The sequence below is a fragment of the Gemmata obscuriglobus genome (genome assembly GCF_008065095.1).
Taxonomy (GTDB): domain Bacteria; phylum Planctomycetota; class Planctomycetia; order Gemmatales; family Gemmataceae; genus Gemmata; species Gemmata obscuriglobus.
Map to the genome: position 1 here is coordinate 1,445,361 of NZ_CP042911.1, position 15,823 is coordinate 1,461,183.

Consider the following 15,823-nt stretch of genomic DNA (forward strand, 5'->3'; position numbering starts at 1 on the left):
CCCGTGCCGAACCCGGTGAGCCCGAACCTGATCGCCGACGCCGTGGTGGCCGCCGTCCGGGCGCTGAACCTCGTGCCCGGCAACAAGGTGCAGAAGCTCAAGACCCCGAGCCTGCCGAGCGGGGTGGACCCGCCGTTCATCGCCGTGTGCGTGGGCGAGGGCGGCGAAGAGGGGCAGACGACGATTCTCACGTACCGGCACAAGATCAACCGCTACCCGACCACCGTCGTCATCATCGGAGCGGGCGACGGGCGCGTGCTGGCGGACGGCGAGCGGGTGCGGGAGTGGCGCACGCTCATCGAGCAGGCCGTGGGCGACTCCCGGGGGTGTTTCGCGACCGTCCCCGGGTGGCTGTTCACGGCGACGATCGGGAAGGCCCCGTTCGACGGCAGCCTGATCCCGCGCGACCTCGATTACTCGGCACAAACGTTCAACGTGGCGGTCGTGGAACCCCGGAGCACCTGAGATGCCGTTTACGCATTCGATTAGCCTGACCTGGGGCGCGGGTGGCGACCTGATCGGCACCGCCGTGAGCAAGACCGGCGGGATCGAGCAGAACTTTTCGCTCGGGCTCGGGACCGTGACCCACCAGTTGATCGACCTCGAATGGGCCGCGGCCAAGCTGCTCGCGATCTTCATCGTGGTCGACGCGGACTGCACGCTGAAGCTGAACAGCAGCGGCAGCCCGACGGACACCATCGCCCTCAAGCCCGGCGCCCCGTTCTGCTGGGTGCGGGACAGCGGGGTGGCGTACCCGTTCGTCGGGACCGCGGGCGCCGTGACCGCGGGGTACGTGACCACCGCGGCCGCAACGGGGATCGAGATCCGCACCCTGCTGGACCTGTGACCATGCCGCTCGACGCCGTCAGCCTCAGTGCCGCCTGCCGCTTCTCGTTCGCCCGGCCGGTGGCCGGCTGGGCGGCCCTGGAGCAGGGGACCAACCAGGTCGCGTTCGGCGGCGCCCTCGACCCGGCCGCGTGGGACCAGGCGTACGCCGGCGTCCTCACCGTCGCGGGGGGCGGCGCCGCAACGATCGATCTGACGAACTTCACCGACCTGACCGGTCAGACCGGTGTCGCGCTCGCCGCGGTGCTGGGGCTGATCGCGCGGGCCGAGCCGGCCGACCCGGACAACAGCGACATCGCCGTCCGCGTCGGGCCGGGGGACGCGAACGGGTTCCAGTGGCTCGCCGGGGCCGGGGCGGTCGCGCTCGGCGCGGGCGAGTCGGTCGTAAAGATGGGCGCCCCGGCCGGCGGCGGCGGGGCCGTCGGCGGTACGCACAGGACGCTGAAGGTCGCCAACGCCGGGGCCGACGCCGCGACGGTGACCATCGTCATCATCGGCCACACGTGAGGGGCCCATGCCGGACAACTTTATCAGCGGCAACAACAGTTACGTGAAGCTCGGCGCGGTCGCGTTCAGCTTCAACAAGTGGCGCCTGCCGCTCGACGGGGGCGTGAAGAAGTTCTTCGCCTTCGGGCACAACTTCCAGCGCACGCTGCCCGGCGGGGTCGCGGGCGCGCCGGTGTGCGAGGGGCCGTACAACGCGGGCAACATGCCGCTCGCGCTCGGCGCCCTGGTGGTGCTGCACCTGGGGTTCGCGGCGGGCGTGGAGCTCGCCGTCAACGCCCGGGTGTCCACCATCGAGTACAGCAGCGAGATCAGCGCCGGGGGGGACCCGGCCCAGTGCTCCGTCGGGTTCGAGACCGACGGCGAGTTCACCATCAACTTCACCTGACCGGAGCCGGTATGAGCGAACGCGCGGCAGCCTTCGGCGCGCTGAACCCGCCGAAGGTGATCGAACACCGGGGCAAGACGTACCGCGTCGCGCCCGTCATGACCGAGGGCACGCTGCTCCGGGTGGAGGAGCGGCTGTACGAGCGCGCCCGGGCGGCGCTGAAGGGCGCCCGCGAGCTGTACGCGGACGCGGAGTACGCGGCCGAGGTGGCGAAGCTGCGGGCGCGGCACGAGGCCGGCGAGTTCGCGTTCTCCAGCGAGAAGACGCTGGCGCACCTGGGCACCACCGAGGGCGCCGCGCTGCTGCTCTCGTGCATGATGGACGCCGACCTGGGGGAGGTGCTCCAGCTCCTCACCGAGCGCGAGGCGGACGTGCGCGAGCTGCTCGACGAGGCGGTGGAGCTGAGCTTCCCAAAAGGATCGCCCCCGCGGCCGGCGCCGGAGCCGCGGGGCGACCGGCCGCGCCCGAAGCGCCGGTGAGGACGCCGGGGGCGCTGACCGCCCGGTACGCCGTCCTCGTGAACGTCCACCGGCTGCGGATGCACGAGGTGCTAGACCTGACCCCGCGCCAGGTCCACGAGTTGTACTTCCACCCGCGGGACCGGGACGGGGCGATCCAACTCCCGGAAGGGGCCGGGGACGAGCCGGCCGACCGGACGGCGCGACTGGCCCAACTGATCGCGCTCGGGCCGGCGCTGGGCGTGCCGCCGGAGCAGATCGAGGAACTGAAGCGCCGACTGGGGGCCGTAACCGATGGCGACACCGGACCAACAGCTTGAGGCCCTCACCCGGCTCACCGCGCAACAGCTCGGCACCCTGAAGCTGATTCAGGGCGCCGTCGGTCAGATCAACGGGCAACTGAAGGGGCTGAAGGCGCCGGGACCCAAGCTCCCCAGCGCGGGGGGCGGGGGCGCTGGCGGTGGTAAGGGTAAAGGAACGAACCCGCTCGAGATGATCGGCGGGTTCGTCGGCAAGTTCGGCAAGGTGCTGGGCGTCGCCGGCGCGGTCGTCAGCGGCGTGGTCGCCGCGCTCACCGCGATCCCGATGGCGATCGTCGGCGTCGTTCAGGCGTCGGCGTCGTACGTCGGCGCCCTCAACCCGTCCGCCGTCGAGCAGTACGATCGGGCGCAGAACGACCTGCGCGCGACCATCGGGTACGGGCTGCAGCCGATCATCGCGTACGCGACCAAATCGCTCAAAGACTGGGCCGGCATCCTGCTCCCGTCGATCCAGCAACTGCGCCCGGTGGTGGAACGCATCTCGGCGGCCGTGAGCGGGTACCTGATCGGCCCGGTCCGCCTGGTGGGGAAGCTCATCGACGGCTTCGCCAAGGGGCTCGAGGGCGTGCTGCCGGTGATCGAGAGCCTGGTCTCGACGGCCGCGGCGTTCGGCGAGGTCCAGCAGGCCATTACGGACGTGCTGGCGGCGTCCGGCCTCGGGCAGCTCTTGGGCGTGAAGAACGATCTGAACCGGGAGCTGCTCAAGTTCACCGCCGAGGCGTTCCGGAAGCTCGTCACCGCCCTCGTAATCGCGACCGCGCGGCTGCTACAACTGGCGGGTGCCACCGAGTCGCTGAAGCGGTTCAAGGACTCGCTGCAGGGCGCAGTTGACGCCCGAAAGGCGCCCAAAAGCGGCCTCACCGCGGCGCCGTCCGACGCCGGCACGGGTTCGATCGAGGACGTGCTGAAGCGGCTGAACGAGCGGGCGTTTGTCGCGACCTCGGGCGCCACCACCAAACAGACGGACACCGAGTACCTGGAAGACCTTGTGAAGGTGGTGGGGCAGATCCAGGCGAACCCGTTGAACTGGAAGCAGATGATAACCGACGCGGTCCGCGACGCCCTGCCGCCCGGGCCGGCGGCGCTGCTGGATTTCGTCGGAATGGGTGACGCCAGCAGCGGCGGGAGCCGACGCGGGGGCGGGGCGGCCGGCGCGGCCGGGTTGCTGACCCGGTTCGCGGCCGGCGGACTGCGCGGCGCGATGTTTGGGGGGAGCTGAGATGGCACTGATGATGGAGCTGACCGGCGACAGCGAGCGTATGTCCACCGCAATTTCGCAGGAAGATGGGTCCGCCGAGGCGACGTACCGCATCATCGGTGACACGCAGGACCAGCCCCCGGACGCGGACACGCTGCGCACCGTGGTTGACGGCTTCCTGGGCGGCGTGCTGAACCTGAAGGCGCGTGTCGTCGGCCAACAGTACGCGGAGGCGGGCAAGATCAACCGCGTGCTCCCTGTCGTTCACCCGTTCCGGCCGGAACTGTCCGCCTCCGCGATCACGATTTCCGGCATCGGCAAGAGCCAGGCGGCCGACTCGAAGCCCACCGGGCTGTCGGCGGTGACGGTGCAGTACCCCCACTGGACCGCGTACGACCTGAAGGTCCGCTTCCAGAAGCGGCCGTACCCGCTGGTGAAGAACGAGAACATCGCGGTCAAGAGCGACCTGACGTACTACCCACCCGACGGCAGCGCGGGCAAAACGGTCACCTACGCGGAGGAGTGGCGGCGGTTCACGACGCTCACGCGCACGCCGACCGGCGAAACGGTGTCCGCGAGCCTGGGTTCGATGATGTTCAAAACGCAGACCGGAACCGTTGCACCACACAACCGCAACTACACCGGGCAGGTCTACGCGTACCTTCCGAACGAGATGATTGAGCTGAACTGGTTCATGGTTCCGTTCCGGTACTTCCAGCAGTACGGCGATTCAAAGCCCTATTTGACGCGGTTCCAGAACACCATCAACCAGTACCCGTTCCTGGGGTTCGGTGCCGGCTCCTTGCTGTTCCTGGGGGCGACGCCGACGAGCTACATCCCGGTGACGCCCGATGCGAAGCTGTACACGCAGGGGCTGGAAACCGGTGCCGACGCCGGGCTGCTGTGCAACGTGAAGCTGCGGTTCCTGTACACCTCGCGGGAGGGCACAGACGTGCCCGACTCGTCGAACCCGCTGTTGACGGCGAACCGGAACCGCGTTGCGGCGGGGCACAACCTGCTCATCAACTACAGCGATCGACGGTACTACTACACCGTCACGGAGCCCACACCCGGCTCGGATGCGGGCCGGCACCCGAGCTTCGATTCGTTCCCGTTCCAGCTACTGTTCACCGACCCTCTGTACCAACAACCGGGCGGGGCGATTTGATCTAATTCGGTCGCCGTTGCACACCACGGACGATCCCATCTTTCAACTGAATAAACATCCCAGTAGGGGAACGATCAATCGACGACTCTGTGGGCTTCAGCCATTTCGGCTCCCAATAGATCCAGAGGGTGTGAATTCCGTCGGTATCCAGACCTGATGAGTTCGGCTTTCCCAACAGCGCCTTCACCTCATCGTCCGTCAGCCCGATCAGCTTCTTTGTGGCCGTGCCCTCGCTCCACGGCAACCCCAAGTCGGGCTTATCGTCTTTCTTGGGCTTTTCGGACTTTTCGGGCTTATCGCCCGGTGCGACGTGCGGCGCGGGCGCGGATCGTGGGTCGTGCTCCGGTTGTTGCTGTGCAACGGCGGGAGGTGGTGTCGGCGCCGACTTCGGTTTACAACCGGAGGTGAGAAGGGCGAGCGAGAGGACGAAGAGGCACGTGCGCATGGGCAGACCCGAGCGGGCGGTGTGAACCGCGGGCGTCCGGCCCGCGCGCCGCCCGCGCTCAGAGGTTATCCGATGGGTGGGCAGGTGTGAAGTGGTCGAATGGTCACTTTGGTGCGCAGGCGGTGGCGACGGGTGTCACGACGGCTGTCTGAAGAGGCACACCAGCGCGGCGAGCGCCGGCCCCGCCGGCCCGATCGTACCTGTACCTTCCGAACGGGATGATTGAGCTGAACTGGTTCATGGTTCCGTTCCGGTACTTCCAGCAGTACGGCGATTCAAAGCCCTATTTGACGCGGTTCCAGAACACCATCAACCAGTACCCGTTCCTGGGGTTCGGTGCCGGCTCCTTGCTGTTCCTGGGGGCGACGCCGACGAGCTACATCCCGGTGACGCCCGATGCGAAGCTGTACACGCAGGGGCTGGAAACCGGTGCCGACGCCGGGCTGCTGTGCAACGTGAAGCTGCGGTTCCTGTACACCTCGCGGGAGGGCACAGACGTGCCCGACTCGTCGAACCCGCTGTTGACGGCGAACCGGAACCGCGTTGCGGCGGGGCACAACCTGCTCATCAACTACAGCGATCGGCGGTACTACTACACCGCCACGGAGCCCACACTCGGCTCGGATGCGGGCCGGCACCCGAGCTTCGATTCGTTCCCGTTCCAACTGCTGTTTACCGACCCACTGTATCAGCAGCCGGGCGGGGTAATCTAATACGGGGGGAGGCGGTAAATTTGCCTCGCCTTCCCACCCCGCATGCAAAGGACAAACCCTGTGGGTCGCAAGTCAGTTGAGCCTTCCGGCGGGCTCAGCCACTTGTTTTGAGTGTATCGCCACTCGGTGAACTGAAGATCCGAAGAAGGGCTCACGTGATCAGGTTTGCCAATCAGCGCCTTCACTTCGTCGTCCGTCAGCCCGATCAGCTTCTTGTTCGCGGTGCCTTCGGACCAAGGTAGGCCCAAGTCGGGCTTATCGTCTTTCTTGGGCTTTTCGGACTTTTCGGGCTTATCGCCCGGTGCGACGTGCGGCGCGGGCGCGGATCGTGGGTCGTGCTCCGGTTGTTGCTGTGCAACGGCGGGAGGTGGTGTCGGCGCCGACTTCGGTTTACAACCGGAGGTGAGAAGGGCGAGCGAGAGGACGAAGAGGCACGTGCGCATGGGCAGACCCGAGCGGGCGGTGTGAACCGCGGGCTCCGGCCCGCGCGCCGCCCGCGCTCAGAGGTTACCCGACGGGTGGGCAGGTGTGAAGTGGACGGGCGCCTACGTGATCGAGCCGATAACCTTCGCTCGATGCCGTTTGCGTGAAGGCGAGTACGATAGGCGGCGGATTCCCTCACCCTGCACGAGAGGAAAAGCCGTGCGCCTCCCTTCCCGGAACCGCTTCCTCGTCGCCACTGTGGCGGCCGTCGCTCTCGCGGCCGGCTGTGGCAAAAAAGTCCCGGACCCGGCCCGGACCGAGAATGCGGGTGCCGCCGCCACTCCGGCAGCCGCCGGCACTCCGGCCCCCGCCGGCACGCCGGCCCCCGCGGAACCCAGCGCGGCGCTGTACGGCCCCGAACTCGGCGAGGCGTTTCTGCCGGCCGACACCTCGGCCGCCCCGCTGCGGCCGCGGAAAACCGACACCGTCTACAAGCTGTCCAACCCCCGCATCGGCACCCCGAAGCCGACCCGGTTCGGCCCGCGGCCCGGCAGCGGGCAGGCCCTCATGCTGGACTGGGAGAAGGTGGCCGACGGTCCCAACGGCGGCATGACGGTCGTCATCCGCTTGGCCAACGGCAAGGACATGCGCGTTCCGATCCAGTCGCCCGGCGGGGACCGGGCCGGGACCATCGAGATGGAAGTTGCCTACCGCGGGCCGTGGACCGGGGAGTTGCCGAAGGACGCCGAGTTGTACGTCATCCGGGAGGAGCACGGGTACGGGGTCGCGTTCCGCAAGACGTTCAAGGTGTCGAACTCGGTGGTCCTCGGGACGACCCGGTTCCCGATCACGGCCGCCCGGGCGTGGACGGCGGAGGAGACGGCCAAGCTCCGGACCCCGCCGCCCGCGCCCCCGAAGGAGCTGTGGGCCAGCCCCGGCACCGGCGAGGAGACGGAGATGGCCGGCATCCCGGAGCCGCACAAGTTCAAACGGTGGACGGTGGAGGGCGGCAAGCCGGTCGTCGGGTTCGACTACTCGGTCGGCGGGTGGGACGGCGAGAGCTGCTTGGGCGGCCTGTGGCCGCTGTTCGACCGGGACTGGCCGGATCACGGCCAGCAGCGGGTGATGGCCCGGCCGGGGTACGCGGTCGGCGGGCTGACCGTGAAGTCGAACAAGTTCGTGGACGGCATTCGGGTGACGTTCATGAGGGTCCGGCCGGACGGCCGGCTCGACCCGGCGGACAAGTACGAGAGCCCCTGGTGCGGCCCACACGGGAGCGGCAAAAAGGAAACCAAGCTCGGCGGCGACGGCCGGGCGGTGATCGGGCTGACCACCGACAAGGCGGCGGTCCTCCACGCGGTCGGGCTGGTGGTGCAATAGCGGGCCGGGAGTGCGAGCCGGGCACCGGCGGGGCCGGCCCGCGCGGCGCCCGCGGCGCTGAGGGTAATCCAGGGCCGGGCGGGCGCGAAGGGGGATCGGGGGCTCAGAACGCGACCCGGGCCAGCGCACTTACCACGGCCCCCGTGGCGCTGACCGCGGCCACGACGGCGACCCAAAGCGGTACTCTCCGCTCATCGGAGCCCGAGTCGGCCCGGCCGGCCGGGCCGAGCGCCGCGAACGCGACCAGCAGCAGCGCTGCCGCCAGGGCGAGGTATTCCCAGGGATGCATGGGGCGACCGGGCTGAGTCTGAGGGGCCGCTGCGGCGAGTCGCGAGCGGCTGTTTCAGGGTAACCGGGCGCAAGGCGGGCGCGAAGTGGATAATCCGCCACGTTGGTGCGCCGGTCGGCATCACGCCGGCTGTCGGAAGAGGCACACCAGCGCGGCGAGCGCCAGCCCCGTCTGCCCGACCAGGAACGCGACCGCCCCGCGCGGCTCCGGCTGAACCGACCAGTACCCCACAACGCCCGCGACGGCGATGAACCCGAGGAACAGGCACAGCACCAGCCGGCCGTCGGGCCGGCCCGCCCGCAACCGCAACAGGCCCAGTACGAGCCCGCGCGCCAGGAACGCGTTGCAGAGCCCCTGGTTGATCGCGACCTTCGCCCCCTCGGTCTGGTCGTTCTTGAAGTTGAGCGTTTCACGGAACCGGTCGGCCGCCGGCGTGTTCCAGATCACCGCCTCGAGAACGAAGAAGAACAGGTGCGCCGCCGCCAGCAGCGCGGTGAGGACGTTCGGGGCGATCCGCATGTCGGCTCCCGTGGGAAGGACGCTCGGCGTGAGGCGTCCGCGGCGGGCCAGCTTAAGCGACCCGCCGGGGTGGGGCAACGGGCAACCGGGGCCGCTGCCATCGGCCGGGGCATGGCCGAACCGCTGCTGATCCGCGCCGTCATCACCGCCAAGGACGACTCGTCTGGCCGTTGGCGCTACGGCTGGAAGGAGCAGGGCACCGACCTGGGAACCGGCGGCGACCTGGACCCGCTCGGCTACCGCCGCGGCACGACGAGCGTCAACCCCGCGGTCGAGCTGAACGACCGCGAGGTGGCGCCCGGCACCGTGGTCTGGTTGCGCGAGCGGGGGTTCGTCGCCGGCCAGATGTGGTACGAGTTCGCGGTCACCGCCGGCGCCACTTCCTCCACGACAACGACCACGACCACCACCGCCGGCCCGTGCGCCGGCGCGTGCCAGTGGACCTACTCCGCCGCCTCGAAGGCCTGGACCCGCACCACCTCCACCTGCGCCGCCGGCTGTCACTGCCTCGCCCCGACGTGGTGCCCCGCCGCCGACGCCTGCGCCACCACCGCGTGCGGGCGCCTCGCCGCGGACGCGCCGGCGCCGAGCTGCACCGGCGCCACGACCACCCCGGGCGCGTGCGGGACCACGACCCCGGGCGCGTGCGCCGCCGGGTGCGTGTGGTACTGCCACCCGGTGCGCGGCTGGGTGCAGCGGTCGAACGGGTGCTCGGGCGCCTGCCCGTGCCCGCGCCCGGCCGGCCCCTGCACCGTGTCCGAGTGCGCGACCGAGGCGACGACCCCGTGCCAGGTGCCGCCCTACTACTGCACCGGCTCGTGCCGGTGGATGTGGGTGAGCGCGGAACTCGGCTGGGAGTGGGTCACCGGCAGTTGCTCGTCCTACGGGGTGTCGGGCTGCGCGTGCGACCGCCCGGCCGCGCCCGGCTCGCGGTGCGGCCAGGAGGTGAGCACCCCGTGCTACTCCCCACAGGGCAACAACCCGTGCCAGACGGTGACCACCGCCGGCCCGCCGACCGCGTGCGGCGGGGACTGCCTCTGGGGGAGCACGGACGGCGCGAGCTGGAACCAGATCGTGCGGCCGTGCGTGGGCGCCGGGTGCGTGTGCGACCGCCCGCTGTACGCCCCGGCCGGCACCTGCTCGCAGGCCGCCGGCGCGTGCGTGCAGGGCGTGCCGACCACGACCACCGCCGCGCCGCCCACCACCACCACCGCCGGCCCGCTCCAGTGGTGGTGCTACGACTGCACGGAGAACCCGAGCTACGGGTTCTGGGGGTGCGCCGCGACGCCCACGATGCCCGCCGGGTGCGTGCAGAAGTCCGGCCCGTACCTCGGCGACAGCGCGGCGTGCGTGGCCGCGTGCCAGCCGCCGACCACCACCACCGCCGGCCCCACGACCACCCCGGCCCCCGCGACGACCAGCACAACGACCACCACCGCCGGCCCGCCGCCGGTCACCACCACCGCGCCGACCACGACGCCCGCGCCGACCACCACCACGGCCGGCCCGGTGGTGGACTACTTCTGCTGCCAGTGCCCGCTGGGGGTCAACACGTGCTCCTTCGATCCGATTAACCAGTGCGCGGGCTGCACGGTCACGGGGCCGATGTCCCTGGCGTTGTGCAACGGCACGTGCGTGGGCGGGATCGGGGGCACGACCACCACACCGCCGCCGGCGCCCGTGACCACCGGGACCGGCACCGGTGGCCCGACGGCCAGTCCGGACTGATTCGACCACAGCTTCACGAGAGGATCGGGATGAGCAGCCCGCTGACGATCGGCATGGCGACCCGGGGCGAGCCGGACCACGTGTGGTTCGTGCTCTCGGCCCTGGCCGCGAACCACCCGCGGGTCGAGTACCTGGTGGTGGACAATACCCCGGAGCGGGACCCGCGGGTGGAGGCGATCACCCGGGCCGTGGGCGGCCGGTACCTGCACCGCCCGGACCTCACCGGTACGTCCAAGCCCCGGGACGCCGTGTTCCGGTTCGCTCGCACCCCGTGGGCCCTGTGCATCGACAGCCACGTGATTCTGGAAACGGGTGCGGTGCAGGCGGCCCTCTACTTCGCCTCACGTTATCCGGACTCGCGGGACATCGTGTCCGGGCCGCTGGTGCACGACGACGGCCGCGGGCTGGCGACCCACTGGCGACCGAACCCGGGCGGCGGGCTGTGGGGCACCTGGGACACGGACCCGCGCGGCGCGGCCCCCGCCGGCGAGCCGTTCGAGATCCCCATGATGGGCCTCGGGCTGTGGCTCATGCGCACCGCGGCGTGGCCCGGGTTCCACCCGCTGTTCAACGGGTTCGGGGGCGAAGAAGGGTACGTTCACGAGGTGGTGCGGCGCCGCGGGGGCCGGGCGCTGTGCGTGCCCGGGCTGCGGTGGCGGCACAAGTTCCGCGACGTGTCCGGCTGGCACAACAACCCGCCGCCCCCGTACCCGCTCCGCACCGAGGACCACGTGTGGAACCTGCTGATCGGTCACCGGGAACTCGGAATCGACGCGGTCCCGCAGATCCGCGAGCACTTCGGGAAGGGGCTGCCCGCGGACACCTGGGGGCGGCTGGTGGAGCGGTCCGAGGCGGTGCAGCCGGTCGGCGGCCCGCGTCCGGGGCCGAAGCGCCAGCGCATCCTGGCGGTCTGGTACACGGACAACAGCGCCCCCGCCGCGCTGCTCCAGCGGAGCGCCGAGACCGTGACCCACGCCCGCGACCAGACCTTACGGCACGACGTGACCGTGAGCGCGTGCGGGTGGGAACCGGTCGCCGGGGTGCGGGTCGGGGACCACTGGACCACGTTCGCCGGTGAAAAGCGCCGCGCGCACGCCACCATCGCCGCGCAGATCCGGGCCGCCGCGGCAGCGGCGATCGCGGACGGCTCGCAGTTCGACGCCGTCGCGTTCTGCGAGCACGACGTGCTGTACCCGCCCGGGTACTTCGACCGGCTCGGCGACGCCCTCGCCGCGCACCCGTCGGCCCCGGTGGTATCGCACCTCGATTACATCGGCCTCAACGGCACCGGCTGGCAGCCGGTGCGCGAGCGACACGAGCCGCTGCACCAGCTGGCCCTGCGGTGGGACACCTTCCTCACGAACCTGACCCGCGCCGAAACGGAAGCGGCCGGCGGTGGTCCGGTGGTCCTCGAACCGGACCACGGGGCCGACCGGTCCGCCTGGGCGCGGCTGGACCCCGCCGACCCCGCGGGCATGAGCGGCACGCCGGCCGTTCACGTGAACCACACCGCCGGCCGGTTCACGGCGCACGGGGACGTGTGCTACGAGCCGCGCGGCGCGTCCCTGTGGCACCCGCACTGGGGCGAGGCGCGTCACTGGTGGCCCGGCCCGATGACGACGGTGTCGAGCGTGGACGTGACGCAGTTCAAACCGCAGAAGCCGGCCGGGTGCTCGGCGTGCGAGGCGAACGCGCACCCGACGCCCGCCGCGTGGGCCGAGGCGTCGGCCGCGAAGCCGTCCGACTTCCACGAGCACGTCGGCACGCTGCGCGCGCTGGCGGCCGGCTGCGCGAGCGCCGCGGAGCTGTCGCTGTGGATGAAGCCGGCGGACGCGGCGCTCGTCGCCGGCCTCCCGGCCGACGGCACGTTCGTGAGCGTGTGCCCCCGGCCGAAGCCGCAGTGGGAGCGGTTGAGGGGTTGGCTGGGCGCGCGGTTCGAGGGCCGCACCGCCGACCCGGCGGCCGCGGACCTGCCCCCGGTGGACCTGCTGTTCATCGACACCGATCACACCGCCGACGCGCTCATGCCCCTGCTGGAGCGGCACCACGAGCGGGTGGCGAAGTACATCGTGGTTCACTGCACCGAGACGTTTGGGGAGAGCGGCGACCGGCCCGACGCCCCGGGCGTGCTGCACGCGCTGCGAACCTTCTGCCACCGCCACCCGGGCTGGGTGGTGAAGCGCCGCGATCGGAACAACCACGGGCTGATGGTTCTGTCGCGGTGCGCCGAGGACGTGAGGGCGAAGCCGGCGCTGTGGCGCCAGGCGATGAACTACACGGCGGCGATGGCGCGGCACGTGGCGGGCGGGCGCCGGACGGTGCCGCTGGAGGTGCTCGAATCGCGCCAAGCGGAGTGCGCGCTGTGCGAGGAGCGGGCGCTGGACGCGTGCGCCGCGTGCGGGTGCCCGCTGGAGGCCAAGCTGCCCCTCGCAACCGAATCGTGCGGGCTGGTGAAGAAGGGGCAGGCGCCGAAGTGGGGGCCGTGGCCGGACGCCCCGACCGGGTGATTGTGTCGCGTGCCATCGGCCGGGAACCTGTGGAGGATGCGGACATGCCGGCGAGCCTATCGGACCCGAGCGACTACTATTTCGCGGTCACCCCGAGCAACACGGCGAACGCCCCGCGCGCGTTCCGGTCCTTGCGGATCGGCGCCGCCGGGGACGTGGTGGTGGTGCGAAAGGACGGCGCCGCGGTCACGTTCAAGAACTGCCAGGGCGGCGAGTGCCTGCCGGTCGAGGGCGTGCGCGTGAACGCCACGGGCACCACCGCCGCCGACATCGTCGCCTACGCATGAGGGGAGCGCGATGAAATCGGGCGTGGGGCTGGCGATCAATCAGTTGCGGCGGACGGGCGGCATTACCGTGCCATCGCCACAGGAATCATGGCTGTCTACCGGCGGTCACTTCACAGACACGGCCGGTACTACCCCGGCGACGGCGACCGGCCAATTAGTAAAGTGCTGGACAGGTGTAGGCGGAGGAAAACTAACGGACATTGGGTCGAATTTTTGCACATATCAGAAGGACGCGGCCGGCATTGGGAAACACGCGGTGCGCGCCGACGCAGCGGTACTGATCGGCGGAGTGCTGCCGGCGCCCCTGGATATGCAAAACCACGCGATGGTAATCGTTTACGAGAGGCGCCGGACGGATCGGGCTTCATGCGTGAACGTGCTCACGACCGCTGATAACTTCGGTAGCGCGGGGCTGCATTTGATTAACGGATATCAGCGCCCTGAGATTGGTAGTTTGGGGAGCTACCTGCCGAGCGAGTACGGCGCGCCACTGACCGGTTTCTGGGTGATCGGGTTCACGAGTGTGGCGAGCGGATATCAGTGGTGTGTCAACGGGCGGTTGGCTCGCGCCAGCGCCACGCCATTAGCCGCCGGAACGAGGCCGGCAATCGGAATCGGGACCATCTCCGGGGTGAATTCGGGGGGGGATCTCGCGCAGCTTGACGTGTGGGCGACCGGACTCACTGGCCCGCAACTCCAGGCAGCGGTTCAAGCCCGTATGGCTACCTTCGGGATCACACTCCCGAGTCGGTCCGTTAACGTCATCTTCACCGGTAACTCGATCACATACGGCGCGTCTGCCGGATTTGCACCGTTCGCCTCGATCGCTGCGGACGCCGCCAGCGTGTCAGCCCATGATTGGCGCAACTGGGGGAGTTCTGGCGCTACCACGTCCGCGCTCCAAAGTCGCGATGCGGCGATGTGGGGGACGTGGTATCAAGCCGGAACCAAGAACGTTGCGGTTCAGTGGGAGCTAACTAACTCGCTTGCATCTGGTGCTAGTGTCGCATCGACACTAGCGTCTCATGCGCAGTGGGTGGCGGACTCCAGGGCGGCCGGGTTCAAGAGCGTATGCCCCACCGTGATCAATCGCACCAGCCTGTTCAGCGGTGGTACGGACGCCACTGCATTTGCGGCTGCTCAGGCGGCTACTAACGCCGCGCTCTTGAGCAACTCGGGTGGGATTTATGGGGATGTGATCGTGGATTTGAGTAGCGTCGCATCGGCGGGCACCGCCGGCGACGGCACGCACCCGATCCAGGCCGGGCACACCGCGATTGGCGGTCTGGTGGGGGTGGGGCTGGCGACCGCACTGGCGATGTAATCGCGGCGGCCTAATCTGAGCATGGTTTGAAACAGGCAAGTGTGATGATTTAAAAGTCTTATTTAAATACACTTAATGGCGCTTCTGTGGGCCGCAGAAGCACTTGCGAAACCATCCACGCCCGCGCCCCAGACCATCGTCCACATCGCCGACATCCGGCGTTAGCGCCGAACTTGATAAGGCCGATTACTGGCCAACCAGAATTCCCAGGCGGATTCGCTTGAGAGCAACTCCAAGCCCCAGGCCGCCTATGATGGCAATACCGGTAATTAAAACTCGTATTGATACATTGGACATGTCAAACAGGACGCCGCCAAGATTCAAGAATAGTAAGTGCGATAGGAAAATCGAAAAGCTGTTGCGCCCGATGTACTGGATCACTTGTCGCCACCGCAGTTGCCGCAGCGAGGGCTCACGAGTCGTTGGCCCCATTGCAAGCAATATCGCAAGCGACCCCACTGTGACACTGACCACTAGGTAGGGTGATGCTCGCGGGACGGTGAGCAAAAGTTGTGAGAACTCAGTTGGCGTCAAGAGGGTCGCAGTAGCCAATGGCATCAGTAAGAGCGTCGGTCGAATCGTGCCACGTGCGAGGCCAATTCCGACGAATACGTAGGGTAACCAATAGACGAAGAGCCTATCGCCTACCCCTGACGCAACGTAAGATCTGAACAAGTAATAGTCGGCCAGTGGGTTACAGATCGCTCCCACGGCTATAACGATCCACAGCGGTAGTGGTGATGCGTAGCGGCGCAATAGCGGAAACAACAATGTTAATTGAAACAGTATGATGAAGAAATACTGTCCGGACCAGCCGTAGCCGCCTAGCCAGCCATTCACAATCACGTTCGGCGGAACTGATCGCCACTCGCTGCTTGTGTGAAAGAGTGGTATGTATACAGCAGTCCAAAATAAGTATGGGATTAGCAACCGGACGAATCGCTGTTGGGCGTATGTCCAAGTGCGATCTTGGCGACGTGATAACCCCTGTTCATAGTGGTACGCCCAGATGGACAGAAATACTGGTACGCAAAACCTGAGAATATCGGCATACGGAAGACCTGCATGGATGCATACGACGGCCACAATGGCTACTGCCTTGAGTTCGTCTGAGCGGCCATCGCGATTTTTTTGCATAATGGCTGATTTGAATGGAGGCTATTAGGTGGAACTCGGTAATGGGGGCAATTTCACTTGAACTGAGTCGCTGTGGGGCAGACGCGATTAAACTTGTACCCTGCGGGACAAGCGGATTACCGCCTTCTCGCCACAGAGGTAGAGCAGATAGGCAAGCCCGATCGCCGCGGCGGTTGAGAGCGCGATTGC

The 15,823-nt window shown here is 68.6% G+C and carries 18 protein-coding genes; 14 read left to right on the forward strand and 4 right to left on the reverse strand.

The window, feature by feature from the left end; genetic code table 11:
* Positions 1–3: 3 nt before the first annotated feature.
* The 8 genes from GobsT_RS06030 to GobsT_RS06065 are packed head-to-tail and all read left to right on the forward strand — an operon-like array spanning position 4 to position 4,882.
* Positions 4–465 (forward strand): hypothetical protein, encoded by a 462-nt coding sequence (locus GobsT_RS06030; protein ID WP_010040506.1) that lies wholly within the window; start codon positions 4–6, stop codon positions 463–465.
* 1 nt (position 466) lies between these two features.
* Complete coding sequence (locus GobsT_RS06035) at positions 467–847, forward strand: hypothetical protein (protein ID WP_010040499.1); 381 nt, start codon at positions 467–469, stop codon at positions 845–847.
* Between the two features lie 2 nt (positions 848–849).
* On the forward strand, positions 850–1,353 hold the full coding sequence (locus GobsT_RS06040) for a hypothetical protein (RefSeq protein ID WP_033198377.1): 504 nt from the start codon (positions 850–852) through the stop codon (positions 1,351–1,353).
* Positions 1,354–1,360: 7 nt separating this feature from the next.
* Positions 1,361–1,738: a hypothetical protein gene (locus tag GobsT_RS06045; protein WP_010040495.1), complete on the forward strand. Its 378-nt coding sequence runs from the start codon at positions 1,361–1,363 to the stop codon at positions 1,736–1,738.
* Positions 1,739–1,749: 11 nt separating this feature from the next.
* A complete protein-coding gene (locus GobsT_RS06050) occupies positions 1,750–2,217 on the forward strand; it encodes a hypothetical protein (protein WP_010040493.1) in 468 nt (155 codons plus the stop codon).
* The gene (locus tag GobsT_RS06055) at positions 2,214–2,516 is read left to right on the forward strand and encodes a hypothetical protein (RefSeq protein WP_010040491.1); all 303 of its coding nucleotides are present in this window, start codon (positions 2,214–2,216) and stop codon (positions 2,514–2,516) included. Before GobsT_RS06050 ends, GobsT_RS06055 begins: the two co-directional genes overlap by 4 nt.
* On the forward strand, positions 2,491–3,735 hold the full coding sequence (locus GobsT_RS06060; RefSeq protein WP_010040488.1) for a hypothetical protein: 1,245 nt from the start codon (positions 2,491–2,493) through the stop codon (positions 3,733–3,735). The genes GobsT_RS06055 and GobsT_RS06060 overlap by 26 nt, the downstream gene beginning before the upstream one ends.
* Before the next feature lies 1 nt (position 3,736).
* Positions 3,737–4,882, forward strand: a complete 1,146-nt coding sequence (locus GobsT_RS06065) for a hypothetical protein (RefSeq protein WP_010040486.1) — start codon at positions 3,737–3,739, stop codon at positions 4,880–4,882.
* Between the two features lies 1 nt (position 4,883).
* On the opposite strand, the gene GobsT_RS06070 is transcribed toward GobsT_RS06065, so the two are convergent.
* On the reverse strand, positions 4,884–5,327 hold the full coding sequence (locus tag GobsT_RS06070) for a hypothetical protein (RefSeq protein WP_033198376.1): 444 nt from the start codon (positions 5,325–5,327) through the stop codon (positions 4,884–4,886).
* Between the two features lie 239 nt (positions 5,328–5,566).
* Between GobsT_RS06070 and GobsT_RS06075 the strand changes: the two genes are divergently transcribed.
* Positions 5,567–6,040 carry a hypothetical protein gene (locus tag GobsT_RS06075; RefSeq protein WP_162097362.1) on the forward strand — a complete coding sequence of 158 codons (474 nt, stop codon included), beginning with the start codon at positions 5,567–5,569 and terminating at the stop codon, positions 6,038–6,040.
* A 642-nt stretch (positions 6,041–6,682) separates the two neighbouring features.
* Entirely contained in the window at positions 6,683–7,843 is a 1,161-nt protein-coding gene (locus GobsT_RS06080; RefSeq protein WP_010040482.1) for a hypothetical protein, read from the forward strand.
* Positions 7,844–7,946: 103 nt separating this feature from the next.
* On the opposite strand, the gene GobsT_RS06085 is transcribed toward GobsT_RS06080, so the two are convergent.
* Positions 7,947–8,132 (reverse strand): hypothetical protein, encoded by a 186-nt coding sequence (locus GobsT_RS06085; protein WP_010040480.1) that lies wholly within the window; start codon positions 8,130–8,132, stop codon positions 7,947–7,949.
* A gap of 120 nt (positions 8,133–8,252) precedes the next feature.
* Entirely contained in the window at positions 8,253–8,651 is a 399-nt protein-coding gene (locus GobsT_RS06090) for a DUF1304 family protein (protein ID WP_010040478.1), read from the reverse strand.
* Positions 8,652–8,762: 111 nt separating this feature from the next.
* Between GobsT_RS06090 and GobsT_RS37530 the strand changes: the two genes are divergently transcribed.
* The 4 genes from GobsT_RS37530 to GobsT_RS06110 are packed head-to-tail and all read left to right on the forward strand — an operon-like array spanning position 8,763 to position 14,497.
* Entirely contained in the window at positions 8,763–10,379 is a 1,617-nt protein-coding gene (locus GobsT_RS37530) for a hypothetical protein (protein ID WP_029600913.1), read from the forward strand.
* 29 nt (positions 10,380–10,408) lie between these two features.
* Positions 10,409–12,886 (forward strand): glycosyltransferase, encoded by a 2,478-nt coding sequence (locus tag GobsT_RS06100; protein ID WP_081471650.1) that lies wholly within the window; start codon positions 10,409–10,411, stop codon positions 12,884–12,886.
* Positions 12,887–12,930: 44 nt separating this feature from the next.
* Positions 12,931–13,173 (forward strand): spike base protein, RCAP_Rcc01079 family, encoded by a 243-nt coding sequence (locus tag GobsT_RS06105; protein ID WP_033198379.1) that lies wholly within the window; start codon positions 12,931–12,933, stop codon positions 13,171–13,173.
* 10 nt (positions 13,174–13,183) lie between these two features.
* Positions 13,184–14,497, forward strand: a complete 1,314-nt coding sequence (locus GobsT_RS06110) for a hypothetical protein (protein WP_148087620.1) — start codon at positions 13,184–13,186, stop codon at positions 14,495–14,497.
* 186 nt (positions 14,498–14,683) lie between these two features.
* On the opposite strand, the gene GobsT_RS40940 is transcribed toward GobsT_RS06110, so the two are convergent.
* Positions 14,684–15,634, reverse strand: coding sequence for an acyltransferase (locus GobsT_RS40940; RefSeq protein WP_071529283.1), 951 nt, complete (start codon positions 15,632–15,634; stop codon positions 14,684–14,686).
* Positions 15,635–15,823: the final 189 nt, after the last annotated feature.